The sequence below is a fragment of the Roseibium aggregatum genome (assembly GCF_014692675.1).
Classification (GTDB): Bacteria; Pseudomonadota; Alphaproteobacteria; order Rhizobiales; family Stappiaceae; genus Roseibium; species Roseibium aggregatum_C.
Map to the genome: position 1 here is coordinate 45,205 of NZ_JABFCZ010000029.1, position 22,614 is coordinate 67,818.

The following is a 22,614-nucleotide window of genomic DNA, read 5'->3' on the forward strand; positions in this document are numbered from 1 at the left end:
AGAAGAAGACAAATGAAGTTCCTCGATCAGGCCAAGATCTATGTGCGCTCCGGCAACGGCGGGGCGGGCTGTGTGTCGTTCCGGCGCGAGAAATACATCGAATACGGCGGACCGGACGGTGGCGACGGCGGCAAGGGCGGCAATGTCTATGTCGAATGCGTCGACGGCCTGAACACGCTGATCGACTACCGCTACAAGCAGCACTTCAAGGCCGAAACCGGCATCCACGGCATGGGCAAGAACCGCACCGGCGCCGACGGCGGCGACGTCACGCTGAAGGTCCCGGTCGGCACCCAGATCCTGGAAGAGGACAACGAGACCATCATCGCCGACCTGACCGAAGTCGGCCAGAAGGTGCTGCTTCTGAAGGGCGGCAACGGCGGTTTCGGCAACGCCCATTTCAAGTCGTCGGTGAACCAGGCACCGCGCCGGGCCAATCCGGGCCTCGAAGGCGAGGAGAAATGGATCTGGCTGCGGTTGAAACTGATTGCCGATGCCGGTCTGGTCGGGCTGCCCAACGCCGGCAAGTCCACCTTCCTGGCGACCGTCTCCGCTGCCAAGCCGAAGATCGCCGACTATCCTTTCACCACGCTGCACCCGAACCTCGGGATCGTCCAGATCGACAGCCGCAGCTTCGCCATTGCCGATATTCCCGGGCTGATCGAAGGCGCCCATGAGGGCACCGGTCTGGGTGACCGTTTCCTCGGCCACGTGGAGCGCACACGGGTTCTGTTGCATCTGGTCGACGGCTCCGGTGAGGAAGATCCGGGCGAGGCCTACAAGATCGTGCGCGGCGAACTGGAGGCCTATGGCCACGGCCTTGCCGACAAGCCGGAAATCGTGGCGCTGTCCAAATGCGATGCGCTCAACGACGAGCTGATCGCGGAACGGTCCGCATCGCTGGAAGCCGCCTGCGGCCAGAAGCCCCTGATCCTGTCCTCGCAAAGCGGGTTGAATGTGGACCGGGCGCTCCGGATGATCGTGCGCGCGATCGACAAGGACAAGGAAGACGAGGCCAACGCGGTTCCCTCCAAGCAGCAGGAAGGGTGGCATCCCTGATGTCTTCTGGCCTGATGTCCGGATCCCGCCGTCTCGCCGGCCACAATCGCATCGTCGTCAAGATCGGCTCGGCGCTGCTCGTCGAAAAGGGCGAGCTGAAGAAAGACTGGCTGGATGCGCTGATTTCCGACGTGGTCGATCTTGCCCGCGGCGGCGCGGAGATGCTGATCGTGTCCTCCGGCTCCATCGCCCTTGGCCGCGGGATCTTAGGCTTGCCCTCCGGTCCCTTGAAGCTTGAGGAAAGCCAGGCGGCGGCCGCCGCCGGCCAGATCGCCCTTGCCAAGGCCTATGCCGAGGCGCTCGGCGCCCATGGCAGGCAGGCGGGCCAGATCCTTTTGACCCTCGGCGACACGGAAGAGCGGCGGCGCTATCTCAACGCGCGTGCCACCATCGGCACGCTGCTGAAGCTCGGCGCGATCCCGATCATCAACGAAAACGACTCTGTGGCCACCTCAGAGATCCGCTACGGCGACAACGACCGGCTCGCGGCCCGGGTGGCGACCATGGCAAGTGCCGATTGCCTGGTGCTGCTGTCCGACATCGACGGGCTTTATACCGCGCCGCCGGCAACCGATCCGGATGCGGTATTCCTGCCCGAGGTGCCCCGGATCACCCCCGAGGTCGAGGCCATGGCGGGCAGCGCGGGTTCGGAGCTGTCGCGCGGCGGCATGAAGACCAAGATCGATGCGGGCAAGATCGCAACCGCCGCCGGCACCACCATGGTGATCACCTCCGGCAAGGCGATGCATCCGTTGAAAAAGCTGGACGAAGGCGCCCGCTGCACCTGGTTCCCGGCCATCGCCTCCACGTCGAGTGCGCGCAAGGCCTGGATCGGTGGTCATCTGGAACCGCGCGGCGAAATCCGCCTCGACAAGGGCGCCGTGAAGGCGCTGCGCTCCGGCAAGAGCCTGTTGCCTGCCGGCGTGACCGAGGTTCAGGGCAGTTTTTCCCGCGGCGACGCGGTGATCATGCTCGATCCGGACGGCCGCATCATCGGTCGCGGGTTGGTGGCCTATGACTATGACGAGGCGCGGCTGATCGCCGGGCGCAACAGCCGCGAGATCGAGACCATTGTCGGCTATCCGGGCCGGGCGGAAATGATCCATCGCGATGATCTCGTGCTCGACGATGCACACGCGGACGAAAACCGGTAAAGTGATACGCGCATAGCGCGAGAATATGTGGGACGGAAAGATGCTGGATAAGGTTGAAATGAGCGACGTTCAGGCCCTGATGGCGGATATCGGCCGGCGGGCCCGTGCCGCCGGACGCGTGCTGGCGACGGCTCCAACCGAAGCCAAGAACCGTGCTTTGGCGGAAATGGCCAGGGCCGTCCGCGCGGCGACGCCGGAGATCCTCGCAGGCAATGCAAAGGACGTGGAGGCCATGAAGGCTAACGGCCAGACGGCCGCCTTTCTGGATCGCGGCACATTGTCGGAAGAGCGGATCGAGGCTGTCGCCAGGGCGCTGGAAGACATCGTCGCGCTTGCAGATCCGGTCGGTTCCGTCATCGCCGCCTGGGATCGGCCGAACGGTCTGCAGATCGAGCGCGTGCGCACGCCGCTCGGTGTCATCGGCGTCATCTACGAAAGCCGTCCGAACGTGACCGCCGATGCCGGCGCCCTGTGCCTCAAGGCGGGCAACGCGGTCATTCTGCGCGGCGGCTCCGACACGATCCATTCCAACAAGGCGATCCATGCCGCCCTGCAGAAGGGACTGAAGGCCGCCGGCCTGCCCGAAGACGCGATCCAGATGGTTCCGGTCACCGACCGGGCCGCCGTCGGCGAAATGCTGAAGGGCCTGGACGGCAACCTCGACGTGATCGTGCCCCGCGGCGGCAAGAGCCTCGTCGCCCGTGTCCAGGAGGAAGCGCGCGTGCCGGTCTTCGCCCATCTGGAAGGGCTGGTGCATATCTTCGTCGACAAGGCGGCGGACCTGGAAAAGGCGGTCGAGATCGTCGTCAATTCCAAGCTGCGCCGAACCGGCATCTGCGGTGCGCTGGAAACGCTGCTGGTCGACGAGGCCGTGGCCGCGTCCCACCTGCCGAAGATCGTCGCAGCGCTTCAGGACAAGGGCTGCGAGATCCGCGGCGACGCCCGGGTCGCCGAGCTGTGCGACAACGTCGTGCCGGCGACCGAAGCGGACTGGTCGACGGAATATCTCGACGCGATCCTCGCGGTAAAGGTGGTGCCCGGTCTGGATGCGGCCATCGAGCACATCGCCCGCTGGGGCTCCAACCACACCGACTGCATCGTCACCGAGGACGATGAAGCGGCGGCGGAATTCTTCAAGCGGGTCGATTCCGCGATCGTGCTGCACAACGCCTCCACCCAGTTCGCCGACGGCGGCGAATTCGGCATGGGCGCGGAGATCGGCATCGCGACCGGGCGCATGCATGCGCGCGGGCCGGTCGGGGTCGAACAGCTCACCAGCTTCAAATATTGCGTTCATGGCGAGGGACAGACCCGTCCATGAATTTCAGCATGGCCAGCGGGTACGCCCATGCCGAATGGATGAAGCTGCCCCATGCCGAAGCGGGAAACCGGATCGGCATTTTCGGCGGCTCCTTCAATCCGCCCCATTCCGGTCACCGGCTGGTGGCGCAGACGGTTTTGAACCGGCTGCAGCTCGATCAGGTGTGGTGGTTCGTGACCCCTGGCAATCCGCTCAAGGAACACGGCGATCTTGCGCCGCTGGAAATGCGTATCCATATGACCAGTGCGCTGGCCGATCACCCGCGGATGAAGGTCACCGCCTATGAGGCGGTTTTGGGGTCGCCCTATACCGCACGGACCATCGAGATGCTTCGCGTGCGGCGGCCGTCCCTGCGATTCGTCTGGGTAATGGGGGCGGATAACCTTGCGGGTTTCCACCGGTGGCAGGACTGGCGCGCGATCGCAGGCCTTGTCCCGATCGCCATTGTCGACCGGCCGGGAGCGTCCCTGTCGGTCCTGTCGGCGCCCATGGCGAAAGCCTATGAAAAATACCGGCTTCCCGAGAAGGATGCGGCCCTTCTGGCCGATCTGGAGCCGCCGGCCTGGACGTTTCTTCATGCTCCGCTCGATGAAACGTCCTCGACATTTTTGCGAGGGAAGACCCGGTCCTGAACGGCGTGCCGTCGGGTCTTTGGGAACTCCGTCTTGAAAATGCCAAGGTCGAGGGAGTATTCTATGAGCATGGTCATCCGGACCGGGTGGCCAAGGCAAGGTCAACCAGTCCTGCGTAAAGCGTAAAAGTGCAGGACGGCAACAAGGCGAAAGGCACACCATCTGACCATGACCATTGAAAGCGAGGGGACTGTGAAGTCCGCTCCACTCCAGTCTCCCGTGAGCGCTGAACTTGCGGGCGAGCTGATCGATACGGTTCTCGCCAGTCTCGAAGACTCCAAGGCAGAGGACATTGTAACTCTCGACATCGCAGAAAAGAGCTCCCTGGCCGATCACATGGTGATTGCGTCCGGACGTTCGCACCGCCATGTGAGTGCGATCGCCGACCATCTCCTGCGCGATCTGAAAGACGCCGGCCACGGCACTGCGGCCGTTGAAGGGCAGAGCACCTGCGACTGGGTTCTGATCGACGCCGGGGATGTGATCGTTCACATCTTCCGTCCGGAAGTCCGCGGCTTCTACAATCTTGAAAAGATGTGGGCCCCGGAAACGGATACGGCACCCCAGTACATCGGCTGATTTCCAGGACTGGAGTCAGACCGGGGCGTCTCTGAAGGTATCCGGGCATTCGCCCGGATAAGGAAGTTATGCGCTTCACGATATCCTGCATCGGCCGGATGAAAGCCGGTGCCGACAAGGATCTTTTCGACCGCTATGTCGACAGGGCCCGCAAGATCGGCCGCGGGCTCGGTGTCACCGGAGTGGCGCTTGCCGAATTCCCCGAAAGCCGGGCGCAGAAGCCCGACGAACGCAAGGCGGAGGAAGCCTCCGTGCTTCTGAACAGCATGCCGTCGGGAGCAAAGCTCGTCGTCCTCGACGAACACGGAAAATCGCTTTCCAGTCCCGACTTCAGCCGCAAGCTGGAAGGCTGGAAGGACGAGGGCGTTCAGGATGTGGTTTTTGCCATCGGCGGCGCGGACGGCCATGGCGGCGAGCTGATTGCCCGGGCCGATCTGAAGATCGCATTCGGGGCCATGACCTGGCCGCACCAGTTGGTGCGTATTCTTCTGTCTGAGCAGATTTACCGGGCTTTGACCATCCAGGCAGGCCATCCCTATCATCGCGAGTAGGGATAAAGTAGGTACACGCCGATTTTGCCTGTTTATCGCCGCATTCAGAGGGTAGCTGAATAGTCCGTCGGGATGCGTGCGAACGGTGCAAAACCCGTTTGGTAAACGATTCCTTTACGGTGGGCCGGGTACGACACCTTATGACTTTGGGCGCCCTATTGAAGATGGAAAGCGGAACACCGGATCAGGCTCCTGTTTCCCGGTCGGGAAGGCGTCCGGGTGCGCGCTTTGCATTGCGCGCCGGTCTTGTCGCCGGCGCCCTGACCATGCCGTTTGCCCCCCTGTCCGCCACCGAAACGACCGATCTTCCCGAGCAGACGGCGGTTACGCCGAAGGATACTGCCGACCCGGCTGTGGAAGAGGCAAGGGACCGGAAACAGAAACGCGAAGCGGAACTGGCCTCGCTGACGCAGGACATCGATGTCTCCGCCGAGCGCCAGGATGCGATCGAAAAGGAAATCCGGTCCATCGACCGCGACCGGGAAACGCTCAATTCCAAGATCCTGTCGACGGCCGACACCATCAAGATCCTGGAGACGGAAGTCTCCGACACCGAGCGGCGTCTGCGCAAGCTCGGCGAGAATGAAGATACGGTCCGCGCTTCGCTGGCGAGCCGGCGCGGCGTGCTGTCGGAAGTCCTGGCCGCCCTGCAGCGGATCGGCCGCCGCCCGCCGCCCGCCCTCGCGGTGCGCCCGAGCGACGCACTGGCCGCGGTCCGCAGCGCCATCCTGCTCAATGCGGTCATGCCGGAACTGCGCGTCGAAACCGAAGCGCTGGCCTCCGACCTTGCCGAACTCAGCCGGCTGAAGGACGTGATCGCCAAGGAAAAGAAGACGCTCCTCGGCGACGCCATGCGCTTGGCGGAGGAGAAGTCGCGCCTGGAACTGCTTTTGAGCGCCAAGCGCCAGGAGCGCGACCGGAACGCGCAAAAACTGGCGCAGGAAAAACGCCACGCGCAAGAACTCGCCGAGAAGTCCAAGTCTCTCAAGGAATTGATCGCGCGGATCGAGACCGAGATTGAAAGCGCGCGCGAGGCATCGGAAAAATCGCGCCAGGCATCGGCCGCCGCCAAGCCGGGACGGGAGGGGCGCTGGGATCCCTTCTCCGATCCGGGACGGCTGTCCCCGGCATTGCCGTTTGTCGAGGCAAAAGGCCAGCTGCCATGGCCGGTTGCGGGTGAGATGATTCGGGATTTCGGCCAGGAAGACGACTTCGGCGGCACGACGGAAGGTCAGTCGATCACGACCCGTCCGGGGTCGCCGGTGACGGCTCCTGCGGACGGCTGGGTGGTCTATGCCGGGCCGTTTCGGTCCTTCGGACAGCTCTTGATCCTGAACACCGGCGACGGCTACCATGTGCTGCTGGCCGGGATGGACAGAATCGATGCGGATCTCGGGCAGTTCGTTCTCGCCGGAGAACCGGTGGGTGTTATGGGGACAACCAAGTTGGCGAGTGCGGCAACCTTGGGTCTAGGCTCGACCCAGCCCGTTCTATATGTTGAATTTAGAAAAGACGGACGTGCAATCGATCCCACCCCCTGGTGGGCCGGCACCGAAGAAGAAAAGGCACGCGGATGATTCGGAAATCTTCTCTGCTGCTCGTTGGCGCCCTGATGGGGGCGGCTGCGATCACGACACTGGCTCAACTCCCCATCCGTGTCTCCGACACGGCGAATGCGGCGGCATCGGACACCTATCGTCAGCTCAATCTGTTCGGCGATGTCTTCGAGCGGGTGCGGTCTGATTATGTCGAGGTCCCGGACGACGCGAAGCTCATCGAAAGCGCGATCAACGGCATGCTGTCGTCCCTCGATCCGCATTCCAGCTACATGTCGCCGAAGAGCTTCCGTGACATGCAGGTCCAGACCCGCGGCGAGTTCGGCGGTCTCGGCATCGAGGTCACCATGGAAGACGGCCTGGTCAAGGTGGTCTCCCCCATCGATGACACCCCGGCTGCAAAGGCGGGCATCCTGGCAGGCGACCTGATCACCCAGATCGACGGCGAACAGGTTCAGGGTCTGACCCTGAACGAGGCGGTCGAAAAGATGCGCGGGCCGGTCAACACCGATATTGTCGTGACGGTCCGCCGTACCGGCGTGGACGAACCGTTCGATGTCACCATCACCCGCGACGTCATCCGGATCCGTTCGGTCCGCTGGCGGGAAGAGGATGATGTCGGCTACATCCGCATCACCCAGTTCAACGAACAGACCTCCGACGGCCTGAAGAGCGGTATCGACGAAATCAGCAAGGATATCGGCAAGGACAAGCTGAAGGGCTACATCATCGATCTGCGCAACAATCCGGGCGGTCTGCTGGATCAGGCAATTGCCGTTTCCGACGCCTTCCTCGATCGCGGCGAAATCGTTTCCACCCGCGGGCGCAATGCCGACGAAACCCAGCGCTACAATGCCCGCGCCGGAGATCTGACCGGGGGCAAGCCTGTCATCGTTCTGGTAAACGGCGGGTCTGCTTCGGCGTCTGAAATCGTGGCCGGTGCGCTTCAGGACCACCGCCGGGCGACCATTCTCGGCACCCGGTCCTTCGGCAAGGGCTCGGTCCAGACGATCATTCCGCTCGGCGCCAATGGGGCGATCCGCCTGACGACGGCGCGCTACTACACCCCGTCGGGCACCTCCATCCAGGCCAAGGGCATCACGCCGGATATCGAGGCTCTGCAGGTTCTTCCCGACGACCTCAAGGGCCGGGCAACGACCAAGGGTGAGGCCGGTCTGCGCGGCCACCTGGAAGCCGAAGGCAAGGATGCCAAGGAAGAATCCGGCAGCCAGGCCTACGTGCCGCCGGATCCGAAGGATGACGTTCAGCTGAAGCTGGCCCTGGATCTCCTGCGCGGTGTTCAGGTGAACGGTGCCTTCCCTCCCGCCGGTGACGGTTCGGCGCCGGTTCCGAACTAAGCGAACAAGACCGCGCCGGATTTTCCGCGCGGTTTTCGTCTGATCTGACTGCCCATCCGGGCGACACTTTGAAAACAGGACGCCATGGCGACCGACGATCTCACGGCCCCTTTAGGAATGGGGAAGCGCAGGCTTCTCCGCCTGCCATTCGGTTTGATCGGTGTCGGGATCCTGAGCGTTGTATTCACCACCGCTCTGATCTGGATGGGTGTTGTCGATGATCCGTTCGGCGGCGAGCCGACGGCGGTGATCCCCCTGGATGCCACGGTCGAAGGTCTGGCCTCCAAGGATATCGAGGTTGTCGAGATCCGTCCGGCGCTGGACGGAGAACTGGGACCGAACCTGCGTCCGGAAGACAATCGGGAAAAACTGGGTCCCCGCTACGATCTGCAGATCCCGGAGGAAGGCGGCGGACGATCGGGCGGCCTGTCGGTCAAACCGGATCCCCGCATCAGCGAACGCTCCGGTTATGGCTTCCTGCCGAAGATCGGATCCGACGGCGTTCGTCCGCTGGATGCCTATGCCCGGCCGTTTTCCTCCGAATTCACCTCGATCCCGAAAATCGCCGTCATCATCCAGGGACTGGGCCTGAGCGAAACGGGAACCGAGAACGCGATTGGCAACCTGCCGGCCGATGTCACCTTCGCCATGGCGCCCTACGGCACGGATCTGGACCGGTGGATGCAGAAGGCGCGCGCCAAGGGGCACGAACTGCTTCTGCAGTTGCCGCTCGAACCGTTCGATTTTCCCGACAACGACCCGGGACCGCATACGCTTCTCGTCAGCCTGCGGCCTGCCGAGATGCTGGACCGGCTTGCCTGGCTGATGACCCGGGTGACCAACTACGTCGGCGTGATCAATGAAATGGGCGCCCGGTTCACGACCACCAAGCCGTCCATGCAGCTGCTCCTGGAAAAGCTGCGCGACCGGGGGCTGATGTTCGTCGACAACGGCGAATCCTCCCGCAGCCTGTCCGCGGAAGTCTCATCGGAAGTGAAGGTGCCGTTCAGCTCGGTCGACGTGATCCTCGACGCCGTTCCCCGGGAAGACGAAATCAACGCCAAGCTTCTCCGCCTGGAGGGCATTGCGCGCGCCCGGGGCGTTGCCGTCGCATCCGGGTCGGCCCTGCCGGTCACCGTCCGCCAGCTTGAGATCTGGTCGCGGGATCTGGAGGAGCGCGGGCTTCAGCTCGTACCGGTCAGCGCAACCATCGACAGATAGAGCGGGACGGCTTTTTCCATGACGGATTCAACCCTCGGACCGGATTTTCCGCCCGCCCGCAACGGCCTGCCATACCGTCCTTGCGTCGGCATCATGCTCTTGAACGCGGAAGGCAAGGTCTGGATCGGCAAGCGGGACGACGGGAACGGCAAGTCGGAATATGAATTCGCCTGGCAGATGCCCCAGGGCGGCATCGACAAGGGCGAAACCCCGCGCGCGGCAGCCCTTCGGGAACTTTACGAGGAAACCTCGATCCGCTCCGTCAGCATCGTGGCTGAGGCGCCGGTCTGGTTCACCTACGATTACCCCGAGGACGTTCAGCAAAACACGCGGAAAGGCAAATACGGCGGCCAGGCGCAGCGCTGGTTCGCGCTCCGCTTCGAGGGATCCGAAGCCGAGATCGATGTTCTCAACCCGCCTGATGGCCACGAGGTGGAGTTCTGCGCGTGGCGCTGGGAGGACGCAGCCCGGCTGCCCGACCTGATCGTTCCCTTCAAGCGGCAGGTTTATCAAGGCGTTGTGGACGCTTTTTCCGGTCTGACTGCTTGACTTTCCCCCGCCGGTGCAGTGCCTTGAGGCCAAACGGCTCAACACGCCTATAAAAAGGGGAGAGAGATGGACCTCGGCAAGGGACTGAACGGCAAAAGAATCCTGATCACCGGGGCATCCAGCGGGATCGGCGCGCATTTTGCGCGGGTCGCTGCCAGGCACGGCGCCCATGTGGCGCTTGCCGCCCGCCGGACCGACCGGCTGGAACAGCTCGCCGGCGAACTCGTTGAAATGGGCGCCCAGAGCGCGAGACCGATCGAACTCGACGTCAGTGACGGCGCTTCGATCCACCACTGCCGGGCGCAGGCGGTCGAAGCCTTCGGCGGTTTGGATATCCTGGTCAACAATGCGGGCATCGCCCGCGAAGGCGCCGCCCTCGACCAGACCGCGGAAGATTTCGACGCCGTCATGGACGTCAATCTGCGCGGGGTCTGGCTGATGGCGATTTCCTGCGGTCGCCACTGGCGGGATACCGGACAACCCGGCGTGATCGTCAACATCGCCTCCATTCTCGGGCTTCGGGTGGGCTCGGGCGTCGCGTCCTATGCGGTCTCCAAGGCCGGTGTCGTGCAGATGACCAAGGCTCTGGCGCTTGAATTCGCGCGCCACCAGGTCCGGGTCAACGCCCTTGCGCCGGGCTATTTCGAAACGGAAATCAACGAAGGCTTCTTCAATACGCCTGCGGGCGAAAAAATGGTGGGCCGGGTGCCCATGCGCCGGATCGGCGATCTGTCCGAACTCGACGGGCCGTTCCTGCTGCTTGCGAGCGATGCCTCGCGCTACATGACCGGCGCGGTGATCCCGGTCGATGGCGGCCATCTGGTGTCGTCCCTATGAGCCGACGCATGTTCCCTGCGCCCAATTCGTGAGGACATAGGATCATGGAGAAGCTGCCTCCCTTCGATCTGATGGATCTGCGGCTGCTTCTTGCGCTTGCCGAACACCGGCATTTCGCCCATGCGGCCCGGGCCTGCAATTTGTCCCAGCCGGCCCTTTCCGGGCGGATCCGCAAGCTCGAGACGGCGCTCGGTTCGCCGCTTGTTTTCCGCAGCAAGCGGTTCGAGGGTTTCACCCCTGAAGGCGAACGGGCGCTTGGCTGGGCCAGGCTTATCCTCACTGACTGCAGCGGCTTCGTCCAGGATCTCAGTGGCGACGGGGAAGGGCCGCAGGGTACCTTGCGCATCGGCGTCGTCCCTTCCGCAACTCCGTTCGCGGGCCGTCTGTGCGGGGCCCTGGCGAGCCGTTTCCGGCAGCTCAGGCCTCAAGCCTTGTCGATGGCATCCAGCGCCATCGAAAAGGGGCTTCAGGAATTTACCATCGATGCCGGTATCACCTATCTGAGACCCGGCATGGAGAAGGTGTCGCGGGCTCTCCCACTCTTTGAAGAGCAATACTGCCTGGTCGCCGATCCGGCCCTTGTAAAGAAGGAACGCAAGAGCGGCGGCCTGTCCTGGTACGATGCGGCCGACCTGCCCCTGTGCCTGCTGACGCCGGACATGCAGAACCGGCGGATCATCGACGAGACCTTCGCGGCGACCGGCAAGAAGCCCGGGCCGAGGTTCGAGACCAACAGCTTCAACGCGATCCTGTCCCTGTTGATGGAGGGGGCCTATGCCGCGGTCCTGCCGAAGGAACAGGCCGCGGTCGGCCATACGGAAGGTCTTGTGGTCCTGGACCTCGTCGAACCGGAAGTCCGCTCTATAATCGGTCTGGTGGTTCCGCTGCGGGAGCCGATGCTGCCGGTGACGGCGGCCTTGTGGGACCTGTCGAAATCGGTTTGCGGCAAGTTTGATAATCAGGACTGATTAAACAATCGAAAAATGCAATTTGCGTTGATTGAAGCTTCGGCGTTTTCTGGCCGGAAACACGTCAGTCAGGAACGCAAACATCATGACATTTGGCAAGGGGCTTTCCAGAAAGCCGTCCCAGCCCAAAGGCCGGCAAATCGAGGAAACCGCCCTGGCGGAAGTGCGGAATCTGCTTGGATCCGAATCGCGCCGCCGCGACCTCCTGATCGAGCATCTGCACAAGATCCAGGACGCCTACGGCTGCCTTCAGGCGAAACACCTGCGCGCCCTGGCAGACGAGATGCGGCTTTCCCAGGCGGAGGTCTTCGAGGTCGCAAGCTTCTATCACCATTTCGATATCGTGCGCGAAGGCGAGGCGGCGCCCGCGCCGCTGACCGTGCGCGTATGCGACAGCATTGCCTGTTCCCTGAAAGGCGCCGACGCATTGGCGGCCGCCCTTCAGACCGGCCTCGATCCGGCAAAGGTCCGGGTTCAGAAGGTGCCCTGCATCGGCCGTTGTGCCGCGGCACCCGCGGTCCAGGTCGGCAAGCGGGCGGTGGACGGGGCAAGCGAGCTCTCCGTCCGTGCGGCGATCTTCGAAGGCGAAACGGAGCCGCAGATCCCGGACTACATCGGTCTGGACGCTTATCGTGCCGACGGCGGTTACAAGGTGCTTCAGCGTGTCCGCAACGGAGACCTCGACGTCGACGCGATCGCCGATCATGCGCTGGAAGCGGGCTTGCGCGGCCTCGGCGGCGCAGGCTTTCCGACCGGCACCAAGTGGAAGATCGTTCACGACCTGCCCGGCCCGAAATACCTGACGGTCAACGGCGACGAGGGCGAACCGGGCACGTTCAAGGACCGTTACCATCTGGAACGCGATCCGCACCGCATGCTGGAAGGCGCGCTGATCGCCGCCCATGCCATTCAGGCGGAACGCATCTATCTCTACATGCGTGACGAATATCCGGCCGTCCTGGAAATCCTGCGCCGGGAAATCGCAGGCTTACGCGAACAGGGCGTCATCACCACCATCGACATCGAGCTGCGCCGCGGCGCGGGCGCCTATATCTGCGGCGAGGAAAGCGCGATGATCGAGTCGATCGAAGGCAAGCGCGGCCTGCCGCGCCACCGCCCGCCCTATATCGCCCAGGTCGGCCTGTTTAACCGGCCGACGCTCAATCACAACATCGAGACCCTCTACTGGATCCGCGACATCGTCGAAAAAGGATCCGAGTGGTTCGCGGACCAGGGCCGGCGCGGCCACAAGGGCTTCCGCTCCTTCTCCGTCTCCGGCCGGGTGAAAGAGCCTGGCGTGAAGCTGGCGCCGGCCGGCATCACCATGAACGAGTTGATCGCCGAGTATTGCGGCGGCATGGAAGACGGCCACAGCTTCAAGGCCTATCTGCCGGGCGGTGCGTCCGGCGGCATTCTGCCGGCCTCGCTCGCCGACGAGCCGCTCGATTTCGGCACGCTGGAAAAGCACGGCTGTTTCATTGGCAGCCATGCCATTGTCGTCTTTTCCGATCAGGATGACATGCGCGACGTGGCGCTCAACCTGCTGCGCTTCTTCAAGCATGAAAGCTGCGGCCAGTGCACGCCATGCCGGTCCGGCACGGAAAAGATGGTCGCGCTGCTTCAGGACAAGACCTGGGACAAGGACAAGATCGCCGACCTGGACGCAGTCATGCGCACTGCCTCCATCTGCGGCCTGGGACAGGCGGCAGCCAATCCGGTCGCCTCGGTCCTGAAATTCTTTGCCGAGGAGGAACGGGTATGACGAAAACGGTCACCTTTACCCTCGACGGACGCGAAGTCATCGCGAATGAGGGCGAAACCATCTGGCAGGTCGCCAAGCGCGAAGGCGTCGCGATCCCGCACCTTTGCCACAAGGATGCGCCGGGCTACCGCTCCGACGGCAACTGCCGCGCCTGCATGGTCGACATCGAGGGCGAGCGGACGCTGACCGCCTCCTGCGTCCGCGAACCTTCTGACGGCATGGTGGTGAAGACGGAGTCCGAACGGGCGGTCAAGGCGCGGGAGATGGTGTTCGAACTGCTGGTCGCCGACCAGCCGCCGCGCGAAGCCCATCCGGATCCGGAAAGCGATTTCTGGCGCTGGTCGGATACGCTCGGCGTGACCGCAAGCCGTTATGCGCGGGGCGAAAAACCCGCCCAGGACATCTCCCATCCGGCGATCGCGGTCAATCTCGACGCCTGCATCGCCTGTAACCTGTGCGAACGCGCCTGCCGGGAGGTTCAGGTCAACGACGTGATCGGCATGGGCTGGCGCGGCCACCATGCGGCCCCGGTGTTCGACCTGGCCGATCCCATGGGCCTGTCCACCTGCGTTGCCTGCGGCGAGTGCGTTTCCGCCTGCCCGACGGGCGCGCTGTTCGAAAAGAGCATGATGGATGAGACGGCAAAGACACGGGCCGTCTTTCCGGACGAAACCGTCGACAGCGTCTGCCCTTTCTGCGGGGTCGGTTGCCTGACCTCCGTCTCGGTCAAGGACGGCCGGATCGTGAAGGTCGAAGGCCGCAACGGCCCGGCGAACGAGAACCGGCTCTGCGTCAAGGGCCGCTTCGGCTTCGATTATGTGTCCAGCCCCGAGCGCCTGACCAAACCGCTGATCCGCCGCGACGACGCGCCCAAGCACGGCGACATGTCGCTTTATCCGAAGGACTGGCGCGAGGTGTTCCGAGAGGCGACCTGGGACGAAGCGCTGGACCGGGCGGCCGCTGGGCTGAAGGCAAGCTTTGCAGCCAAGGGCGGCGCCGGCATTGCCGGCTTCGGCTCGGCCAAGGGCTCCAACGAGGAAGCCTATCTGTTCCAGAAACTGATCCGCCAGGGCTTTGCCACCAACAACGTCGACCACTGCACCCGCCTTTGCCATGCCTCTTCCGTCGCTGCCCTGATGGAAGGGATCGGCTCCGGTGCGGTGACCGCGCCGTTCACCGCGGCACTCGATGCGGACTGCATGATCGTGATCGGCGCCCGGCCGGAACAGAACCATCCGGTCGCCGCCACCTATATCAAGCAGGCGGCCAAGAACGGCGTAAAGCTGATCGTCATGGATCCGCGCCGCCAGGGCTTGATGCGCCACGCAGACTACGGCCTCGTCTTCAAGCCGGGCACCGACGTGGCAATGCTGAACGCCATCCTCAACGTCATCATCTCCGAAGAGCTCTACGACCGGCAGTACATCGCCGCCCACGTGGACGGATTCGAGGCGCTGAAGGCGAAGATCGCCGAGTTCACGCCGGAAGCCATGGCGCCGGTCTGCGGCATCGAGGCGGAAACCCTGCGCGAGGTCGCAAGGCTTTACGCCACCTCGGCCAAGTCGATCATCTTCTGGGGCATGGGCGTGTCCCAGCATGTGCACGGTACGGACAATGTGCGCGCCCTGATCGCCATGGCGCTGACCACCGGCCAGATCGGCCGCCCGGGCACCGGGCTGCACCCGCTGCGCGGCCAGAACAACGTTCAGGGTGCGTCTGATGCCGGCCTGATCCCGATGCTCTATCCCGATTACCGCTCGGTGGAAAATCCGGACATCCGCGCCGAATTCGAGGACGCCTGGGGCCGGACGCTGGATCCGGTGCGTGGCCTGACCGTGGTCGAGATCATCGACGACATTCTCGCCGGCGGCATCGAGGCCATGTATATCCTGGGCGAAAACCCGGCCATGTCCGATCCGGACCAGGCCCATGCCCGCAAGGCGCTGGCCACCTTGAAGCATCTGGTCGTACAGGACATCTTCCTGACCGAAACCGCCTGGTTTGCCGACGTGGTCCTCCCGGCCTCCGCGCACGCGGAAAAGCTCGGCACCTACACCAACACCAACCGCCAGGTCCAGATCGGCCGCCCCTGCGTGCCCATGCCCGGAGAGGCACGGGCGGACTGGGAGCTGATCGTGGAGCTTGCCAACCGGCTCGGCCTCGACTGGTCCTATGGCGGCGTGCCGGAAATCTACGAGGAAATGCGCTCGCACATGGCCTCGCTGGACCATATCTCCTGGGAGCGGCTGGAGCGCGACGGCACGGTCACCTATCCGGCCGACGGTGATGACACGCCGGGTAACGAGATCCTGTTCGGCCAGTCTTTCCCGACGGCCGACGGCCGCGGCCGGCTCGTGCCGACCGACCTGGTGCCGCCGGACGAATTGCCCGACGACGATTTCCCGCTGGTTCTGACCACGGGCCGCATGCTGGAACACTGGCACACCGGCGCCATGACGCGCCGGGCCACCATTCTCGATGCCATCGAGCCGGAACCGGTCGTCTCCATGCATCCGAAGGACATCGGGCGGGCAGGGCTTGAGATCGGTCAGCAGGTCACGGTGGAAACCCGGCGCGGTGAGATCACCCTGACCCTGCGCGCGGACCGGGACGTGTCCTCGGGAATGCTGTTCATTCCCTTCTGCTACACGGAAGCCCCGGCGAACATGCTGACCAACCCGCAGCTCGACCCCTTCGGCAAGATCCCGGAGTTCAAGTTCTGCGCGGCAAGGATCAGGCCGGCAATGGCACAAGCCGCCGAATAGGACGACTGTGAACCGGCAGACGGAAACGCTCCGCCTGCCGTCCGGTCGTCAATGCGTCGATGTCACCTGAACATTCAAAAGCCCCGGCAGCACCTGCGGCGTGACCATGCTGCCGACGATCTGGGCGACCGGCACCGGCTTCACAGGGGCCAGCACGACCCGGAAGGTACCCGGATTGGCGAGAAAATCCGCCACCGCATCGCTGACCGTCTTTGTAAAGGCCGGATCGTTGATCGGCTGCAGCGCTGCTTCCGCCTGCATCACCAGTGCCTGGATGAAGGTCTCTTCGGGAGCACCGGCATCCTGCGCCATCTTCTGAATGGCCTTCGTCGTCACGCCGGCATCGGCGAAGCTGATCTCGGCACCGACGAAGGCAGAGGAGACGAGGGCGATCTGGCCCTGGGTTTGCGGATCCTCGAACAGCGCCTTCGGAACATTGGCGAACTTCATCGTGGCTTCGGCCCGGCCCAGGTCCTGAACGTCGATCATCAGCTTCTCAAGCGTCAGTTCGAGGGTGTCTTCGTCCCAGTGAAGCCGGGTCTCGTCGGACCAGGTAAAGTTTTTGAGACCGATCTCTTTCAGGAATGCGGCGGCCTGCGCATTGTCCAGGGCATCGACGGGGATCGATGCGTTGTCGGTCCTTGCGGAGATGTCCGTCGGGATCGGCGCGGCTGTGGTCGAAAAATCATGCGCCAGTTTGCCGACGACGATTTCACCTTCGCCAGGCACGACAATGTGCAGGTCTTCCAGACCGTAGGAAATCGACCGGGGTGTGAACACCCGGGCGATCCGCATCGGATCCGGTCTGGACTTGCCGGCCTCCGTGACGAGGGTCGGAATGAGTTTGGCCATCGGTCCGTAGGGTGCGAAGTCCAGATTGCCCAGGTGAGCCCGTCCAAGGCTGAAAGACCCGCCATTGGGAAGAGAGGGCGCTTTCATGTCGGAGACGCGGATATCGCCTATCTTGTCCGAGCTCATTTCGGACAAACCGATTTCGCCCATTGAAAATGTAACCGTCTGCCTTTGGTCTTCGCCATTCGGCAAGGTGACTATGATGTCACGCATACTGGCATCCGAAATGCCAAAGGATCGGTAGGCCTGGAACGCGGCGGTAACGAATTGCTCAAGGGCCGGTTTCTTGCCGGAAAACAGATCGTCAAGAAGGTCGAGGAAATCGAAGTCCCGCTTCGTGACGGTTACGCCCGAGACATCTACGCTTGCAATCGTCACGTCATACGGTTGATCCGGCGGTATGTTCCGATGGATCTCGTAATTCTGGGCCTGCGCAGAGCGGAGAAGCGGCAGCGGGTTTCCGGTTTCCGGAACGTCGGGATCGAGCAGAGCCAGGAAATTGCCGAGGTTAATATCCTTGTAGGAAGTGCGGCCCTGACGGGAGGTCTCTTTCCCGGCTTTTTTGCCAGCAATCGTGACCTCAATGTCTTGCGTGGCACCTTCGGTGGAATATTCGCCGATGACGCCGTCTTTGAAGTTGAGTGCCTGATAGCCTGTCACCGTGATTTTATTGTTTCCTGTAATCGCGGTGCCATCATCAGTGTGCAACGTGACCGAAATAATTCCGCTGATCTCATCCGTTTCTACGCTGTCATAGGAACCGGCTTTAAGAAAAGAAAGAACCGGAAGCCAGCGGCTTGCCGGGTGCTGCGGATCTTCAGCAGGCAGCTTGGGCAGGACGATTGTATAGTTGTCCGCCCGAACGCCGGTCATGGTGAGGTTCGATTGGACGATACTTTCACCGTTAAGCATCACATTGACCGATAAACCGGCGCCTTCGGGATAGCGCACGGCGTCCGCGTGAATGCCGCTTTCAGTCTGCGTCAAGCCGGTAAAAGCCATGGCGGGACTGGAAACAGTTAGCGAATACTCCAAATGCTGCTTCTGCTGCTTCTGCTGCTTCTTGCTGTCATCCGGGGCGCCCGGTTCGGTCGTTTCGGATTTTTTCGGAATTGCAAAGTCAGCAGAACCGGAGAAATTCATCCGGAAATTCGGGACGGTCACCGTATCGGTTGCGCTGTCGTATTGGATCGGGTCGTTTGTAACGTCGAACCCGAGCTTTTTCAGGCTGTCCGGATAGGCCCTGAACGCCTCTTCGGCCGCGCTCTGGGCGTAGGCGGACGTGGCCGGTACGACGAGAGCGGCGCCGATCCACAAGGCTGCCGTACAGCGTGATATCCGCGCCCGGGCTTTGTGAAGCCGGCCCGGCCGACCATCGGATATTGAGGCAGATGAAGAAAGCAAACGAAATCTCCCGTCCAAGATACTGAAAAAGCAACGGAAGAGATTTAAGCGGTGTTCGTGACGGTTTTGCAATAAGGGGTTGTGAAAAAAGACGATGTCGGTTTCCATCTGAAGGCCGGACGGCTGACAAGGTCCTAACTCTCGATAGTCACCCCGGGCGAACGCAGTGAGACCCGGGGCCGGGGAGGCAGAAGCCTTATGGCTTCAATGTTGTTATCCTGACAAAGACCGTGGCTCGCCGGTCCCGGATCTCCGCTGGCGCTGCGTCCGGGATGCCGAAATCGGGTTTTATTCCGAGCCTCGGGCTCTCACCCAAGCCCGTTTCCGCCCGCAAAGAGCAGCGTGTCCAGACCGCGCACGACGCCGGTGATCCGGGTCTCGCCCGGCTCGGCAAGCTTGCGGGCCGCCAGGAGCGAGCCCTTGACGAAGGGTTCGCCGTGGGTGATGGCCTCGTGGCAGAGTTTCAGCCGTTCCGTGCCCGTGCCGAAGATCGCCTCAACCCGGCTGGCAAAGCCCGGCAGGCGCAGCGAGTGGCATTGCACGCCCTCGACGGTGGCCCCGCGCGCGGCCGGTTCGCCATGGATCTCGCCAATCGGAACCTCCAGTTTCGGTCTTTTGACCTCCGCGAGCTTTTCCGCCAGTTCCCGTGCCGTGCCGCTCGGTGCGTCCGGTTTGGTGGGCTTGCAGGTGTCGATGACCTCGAAATGATCCAGATGCCGGGCGGCGAAGAGCGCGAAATGCTGCAACAGGGCCGCAGTCAGCGAGAAGTTGCCGGTCACGATGCCGATGCCGGCCTGCCGCGCCGGAGCGTCAAGAGCCTCCAGCTCGCTGGCGCTGAAGCCGGTGGTGCCGAGAACCACGGGCACCTTGTGGGCAATCGCCTTGGCGAGGTTCTCCTTCGTGACCTCATAGACGGAGTAGTCGATCAGGACATCGACGCCGCTCCTGAAGGCGTCTTCCACATCCGTGACGACGGTGACGCCCGTTGCCGGCTGGCCGATCGCCTCGCCCGCATCCCGGCCTGCAGCACTCCTCGCGACAGCGCCTACGAGTTCAAGGTCCGGTTCGGCCACGATGGCGGGCAGCAGCGCCCGGCCGACACCGCCGGTGACGCCGGAAAGACAGATGCGGAGCGGCGGTTTCGTCATGGGAAGGGTCCTTGTCGAGAGCGGGTGCGGCAGCTCACTGCCATTCGGCGCGCACGTCCGGATCGGTTTCCCCGACGAGCCGTGCGTCTCTTTCTGCCTCAACGACCGCCGCCGGGGCAAGCCGCTTCAGCGCCCAGATTGCTGCACCTCTGACGACCGGGTCGTCGTCGGATAGATGAATCCGGACCGTCGGCAGCAGGTCCGTGTCGTTGGAATTGCCGCTGGCGATCAGGACATTGCGCAGGAACCGGTTGCGGCCGATGCGCTTGACCGGAGAGCCGGAGAAGAGCTTGCGGAAGACGGCGTCGTCGAGTTGCAGGAGATCGGCGAGCCTCGGCGCTTTCAGGTCGTCGCGGGCGATCAGCCTGGCTTCTTGTGCGGCGGAGGCGAACTTGTTCCAGGGGCAGGCGGCGAGGCAATCGTCGCAGCCGTAGATGCGGTTGCCCATCGGTTCGCGGAATTCCTCCGGGATCGGCCCGGCGTGCTCGATGGTGAGATAGGAAATGCAACGCCGCGCGTCGAGCTGATAGGGCGCCGGAAAGGCGTCGGTCGGGCAACTGTCGAGGCAGGCCCGGCAGGAGCCGCAGTGATCTTCTTCCGCGCCTGAAGGCGGCAGCTCCAGGGTGGTGAAGATCGCCCCCAGAAAGAACCACGAGCCGAGGTCGCGGGAGACCAGGTTGGTGTGCTTGCCCTGCCAGCCGAGGCCGGCGGCTTCCGCCAGCGGCTTTTCCATCACAGGCGCCGTGTCGACGAAGACCTTCACGTCACCGCCCGCGCGGGAGACCAGAAAGCTCGCCAGCTCCTTCAGCCGGCCCTTGATGACGTCGTGGTAGTCCCGGTTGCGCGCATAGACCGAAATGCCTCCGGTCGAGGGATCTTTCAGATGCGCCAGCGGATGGTTGTCCGGTCGGTCGTCCGGTCCGTAATTCATGGCGAGCATGAGAACGGATTTTGCTTCCGGCCAGAGCACCCTCGGATCGGCGCGGCGCTCTTCCGTTTCCGCCATCCAGCCCATGGTGCCGTGATAGCCGGCCTTCAGGAATTGGCGGAGCCGCTCCGGCGCTTGGGGAATCGCATCGGCGGAGGCGATTTTCAGATCGTCGAAGCCGAGCGCTACGGCCTTCTCGCGCAACCGGGCGAGAAGCTTGTCGGTCTTTGTGCTGGTCGTGTTCCGGGAAGTCAGAAATCCAGGTCCGCGTAGCTCGCCGCCGGCGGCATGCCGAGGATCTTTTCGCCCAGGAGAGGACGCATGCTCGGACGCGACTTCATGCGCGCGTACCAGCTCTTCACGTTTTCCTCTTCCGCCCATTTCACTTCGCCCAGGTAGTCCGCGCAGGAAAGCTCTGCCGCCAGCGCGAAATCGGCAAAGGACAGCCGGTCGCCTGCAAGCCAGCGGCGCGAGGCGACAAGATAACCGAAATAGCGCAGATGGTGGGGAATGTTCGCCCGTGCGACGCGAAGCACGGCGGAATCCGGCTCGCCGCCGCCGGCGGATCGCGGCATGGCCTGCTTGTAGATCCGCTCGCGCACCAGGTGTCCGACCACCTCGTGATCGAATTTGCCGAGCGACCAGTCCACCAGCCGCCGTGTTTCCGCGCGCGCCTCCGGATGGTCGGGCATCAGCCGCCGGTCGCCCACCGCGTAGCCACGGGTTTCGTCGAGATATTCCATGATCGGTCCCGGACCGCAGATCGCGGGGCCGCCGTTTTCCACCAGGACGGGAACGGTGCCCGCCGCATTCAGCTCCAACAGCTCCCGCGGCCGTTCCCAGGGGTTCACCTGCACTTCCTCGAAGGCGGCCTGGTACTCGGCCAACACGAGGCGGATGAAACGCGACGACGGCGAAAACGAATGGTGATACAGCGTGAGCATACGGGGCTTCTGACAGGGCCTTGAAACGGGCGGAAGAGGCGGCTGGCCTTTTACGCCAGCATCAATTATGCGCCTAGTTGTCAATTATGACTGGAACAAGGTTATCAAGGGATTGATGACCGTTATCGACAACGATTTGACATGTGGATCGATTACCTCAAGCAATAGGCTCGGGGGTTTCCTTTATCGATTGATTCGGAGTGACAAGCGATTATGGACGGACAAACGATTTTCGACGCACTGGTCCTCGGGATCGTCGAGGGGCTGACGGAATTCATTCCCGTTTCCTCCACCGGACACCTCCTCCTGCTGGGCCATTTCCTCGGCTTTGAAAGCACCGGCAAGACCTTCGAGGTCCTGATCCAGCTCGGCGCCATCCTGGCGATCTTGACCGTCTATGCCGGGCGGCTGTGGAAGATCGCCGTGGCCCTGCCCAGCGACCAGAATGCCCGGCTTTTCGTCCTCGGCATTCTGCTGGCCTTCCTGCCGGCCGCCGTGATCGGCGTCATGGCGCATAAATTCATCAAGGAAGTGCTGTTTGAATCGCCGGCGCTGATCTGCACCACGCTCCTGCTCGGAGGCTTCGTTCTCCTGTGGGTCGACAAGATAGAGCTGAAACCCCGCTACACCAATGTGATGGACTACCCGCTCTGGCTCTGTTTCGTGATCGGCGTGTTCCAGTGCCTGGCCATGGTGCCCGGCGTCTCCCGGTCCGGTGCGACCATCGCCGGCGCTCTCCTGTTGGGCACGGACAAGCGGTCTGCGGCGGAATTCTCCTTCTTCCTCGCCATGCCCACCATGGTCGGCGCTTTCGCCTATGACCTCTTCAAGAACCGCGACGTGCTGTCCGCCGACGATGCGACGCTGATCGCGATCGGCTTCGTCGCCTCCTTCATCGCCGGTGTCTTCGTGGTCCGCGGCCTGCTCGACTTCGTCAGCCGCCACGGCTTCGCCCCCTTCGCCTACTGGCGGATCATCGTCGGCCTCGCCGGTTTCGCCGGGCTCTATCTGGTCGGCTGAGTCGTC

General features: G+C 63.3%; 19 protein-coding genes. 15 read left to right on the plus strand and 4 right to left on the minus strand.

Annotated elements, in window-relative coordinates:
• Nucleotides 1-12: 12 nt before the first annotated feature.
• The 14 genes from obgE to fdhF all read left to right on the plus strand — a co-directional run bounded on the left by obgE (nt 13) and on the right by fdhF (nt 16,312).
• Complete coding sequence (gene obgE / locus HK439_RS22415) at nt 13-1,059, plus strand: GTPase ObgE (protein ID WP_190293711.1); 1,047 nt, start codon at nt 13-15, stop codon at nt 1,057-1,059.
• 14 nt (nt 1,060-1,073) lie between these two features.
• Nucleotides 1,074-2,213: a glutamate 5-kinase gene (gene proB, locus HK439_RS22420; RefSeq protein WP_190293738.1), complete on the plus strand. Its 1,140-nt coding sequence runs from the start codon at nt 1,074-1,076 to the stop codon at nt 2,211-2,213.
• A gap of 40 nt (nt 2,214-2,253) precedes the next feature.
• Nucleotides 2,254-3,534 (plus strand): glutamate-5-semialdehyde dehydrogenase, encoded by a 1,281-nt coding sequence (locus HK439_RS22425; RefSeq protein ID WP_190293712.1) that lies wholly within the window; start codon nt 2,254-2,256, stop codon nt 3,532-3,534.
• Entirely contained in the window at nt 3,531-4,166 is a 636-nt protein-coding gene (locus HK439_RS22430) for a nicotinate-nucleotide adenylyltransferase (protein ID WP_209012003.1), read from the plus strand. Before HK439_RS22425 ends, HK439_RS22430 begins: the two co-directional genes overlap by 4 nt.
• 168 nt (nt 4,167-4,334) lie before the next feature.
• Nucleotides 4,335-4,745: a ribosome silencing factor gene (rsfS, locus tag HK439_RS22435; protein ID WP_190293713.1), complete on the plus strand. Its 411-nt coding sequence runs from the start codon at nt 4,335-4,337 to the stop codon at nt 4,743-4,745.
• A 68-nt stretch (nt 4,746-4,813) separates the two neighbouring features.
• Nucleotides 4,814-5,296: a 23S rRNA (pseudouridine(1915)-N(3))-methyltransferase RlmH gene (gene rlmH, locus HK439_RS22440; protein ID WP_190293714.1), complete on the plus strand. Its 483-nt coding sequence runs from the start codon at nt 4,814-4,816 to the stop codon at nt 5,294-5,296.
• Between the two features lie 266 nt (nt 5,297-5,562).
• Nucleotides 5,563-6,873, plus strand: a complete 1,311-nt coding sequence (locus HK439_RS22445) for a murein hydrolase activator EnvC family protein (protein ID WP_190293740.1) — start codon at nt 5,563-5,565, stop codon at nt 6,871-6,873.
• Nucleotides 6,870-8,210, plus strand: a complete 1,341-nt coding sequence (locus HK439_RS22450; RefSeq protein ID WP_190293715.1) for a S41 family peptidase — start codon at nt 6,870-6,872, stop codon at nt 8,208-8,210. Before HK439_RS22445 ends, HK439_RS22450 begins: the two co-directional genes overlap by 4 nt.
• Nucleotides 8,211-8,294: 84 nt before the next feature.
• Entirely contained in the window at nt 8,295-9,431 is a 1,137-nt protein-coding gene (locus HK439_RS22455) for a divergent polysaccharide deacetylase family protein (protein WP_209012005.1), read from the plus strand.
• Nucleotides 9,432-9,449: 18 nt separating this feature from the next.
• Nucleotides 9,450-9,980, plus strand: a complete 531-nt coding sequence (locus tag HK439_RS22460; RefSeq protein WP_190293716.1) for an RNA pyrophosphohydrolase — start codon at nt 9,450-9,452, stop codon at nt 9,978-9,980.
• A 66-nt stretch (nt 9,981-10,046) separates the two neighbouring features.
• Entirely contained in the window at nt 10,047-10,817 is a 771-nt protein-coding gene (locus HK439_RS22465) for an SDR family NAD(P)-dependent oxidoreductase (RefSeq protein ID WP_190293717.1), read from the plus strand.
• Nucleotides 10,818-10,861: 44 nt separating this feature from the next.
• Entirely contained in the window at nt 10,862-11,785 is a 924-nt protein-coding gene (locus tag HK439_RS22470; protein WP_190293718.1) for a LysR family transcriptional regulator, read from the plus strand.
• Nucleotides 11,786-11,870: 85 nt separating this feature from the next.
• Nucleotides 11,871-13,547 carry an NAD(P)H-dependent oxidoreductase subunit E gene (locus HK439_RS22475; RefSeq protein WP_190293719.1) on the plus strand — a complete coding sequence of 559 codons (1,677 nt, stop codon included), beginning with the start codon at nt 11,871-11,873 and terminating at the stop codon, nt 13,545-13,547.
• Entirely contained in the window at nt 13,544-16,312 is a 2,769-nt protein-coding gene (fdhF, locus tag HK439_RS22480; protein ID WP_190293720.1) for a formate dehydrogenase subunit alpha, read from the plus strand. Before HK439_RS22475 ends, fdhF begins: the two co-directional genes overlap by 4 nt.
• Nucleotides 16,313-16,360: 48 nt before the next feature.
• Here fdhF and HK439_RS22485 read toward each other — a convergent pair whose 3' ends face one another.
• The 4 genes from HK439_RS22485 to HK439_RS22500 all read right to left on the minus strand — a co-directional run bounded on the left by HK439_RS22485 (nt 16,361) and on the right by HK439_RS22500 (nt 21,588).
• Nucleotides 16,361-18,676 carry a hypothetical protein gene (locus HK439_RS22485; RefSeq protein WP_190293721.1) on the minus strand — a complete coding sequence of 772 codons (2,316 nt, stop codon included), beginning with the start codon at nt 18,674-18,676 and terminating at the stop codon, nt 16,361-16,363.
• 200 nt (nt 18,677-18,876) lie between these two features.
• Nucleotides 18,877-19,716, minus strand: a complete 840-nt coding sequence (gene dapB / locus HK439_RS22490) for a 4-hydroxy-tetrahydrodipicolinate reductase (protein ID WP_190293722.1) — start codon at nt 19,714-19,716, stop codon at nt 18,877-18,879.
• 34 nt (nt 19,717-19,750) lie between these two features.
• Nucleotides 19,751-20,848, minus strand: a complete 1,098-nt coding sequence (gene queG, locus HK439_RS22495) for a tRNA epoxyqueuosine(34) reductase QueG (RefSeq protein ID WP_328804221.1) — start codon at nt 20,846-20,848, stop codon at nt 19,751-19,753.
• Between the two features lie 47 nt (nt 20,849-20,895).
• A complete protein-coding gene (locus HK439_RS22500) occupies nt 20,896-21,588 on the minus strand; it encodes a glutathione S-transferase family protein (RefSeq protein WP_190293723.1) in 693 nt (230 codons plus the stop codon).
• Nucleotides 21,589-21,801: 213 nt separating this feature from the next.
• Between HK439_RS22500 and HK439_RS22505 the strand changes: the two genes are divergently transcribed.
• On the plus strand, nt 21,802-22,608 hold the full coding sequence (locus tag HK439_RS22505; protein ID WP_190293724.1) for an undecaprenyl-diphosphate phosphatase: 807 nt from the start codon (nt 21,802-21,804) through the stop codon (nt 22,606-22,608).
• Nucleotides 22,609-22,614 lie beyond the last annotated feature (6 nt).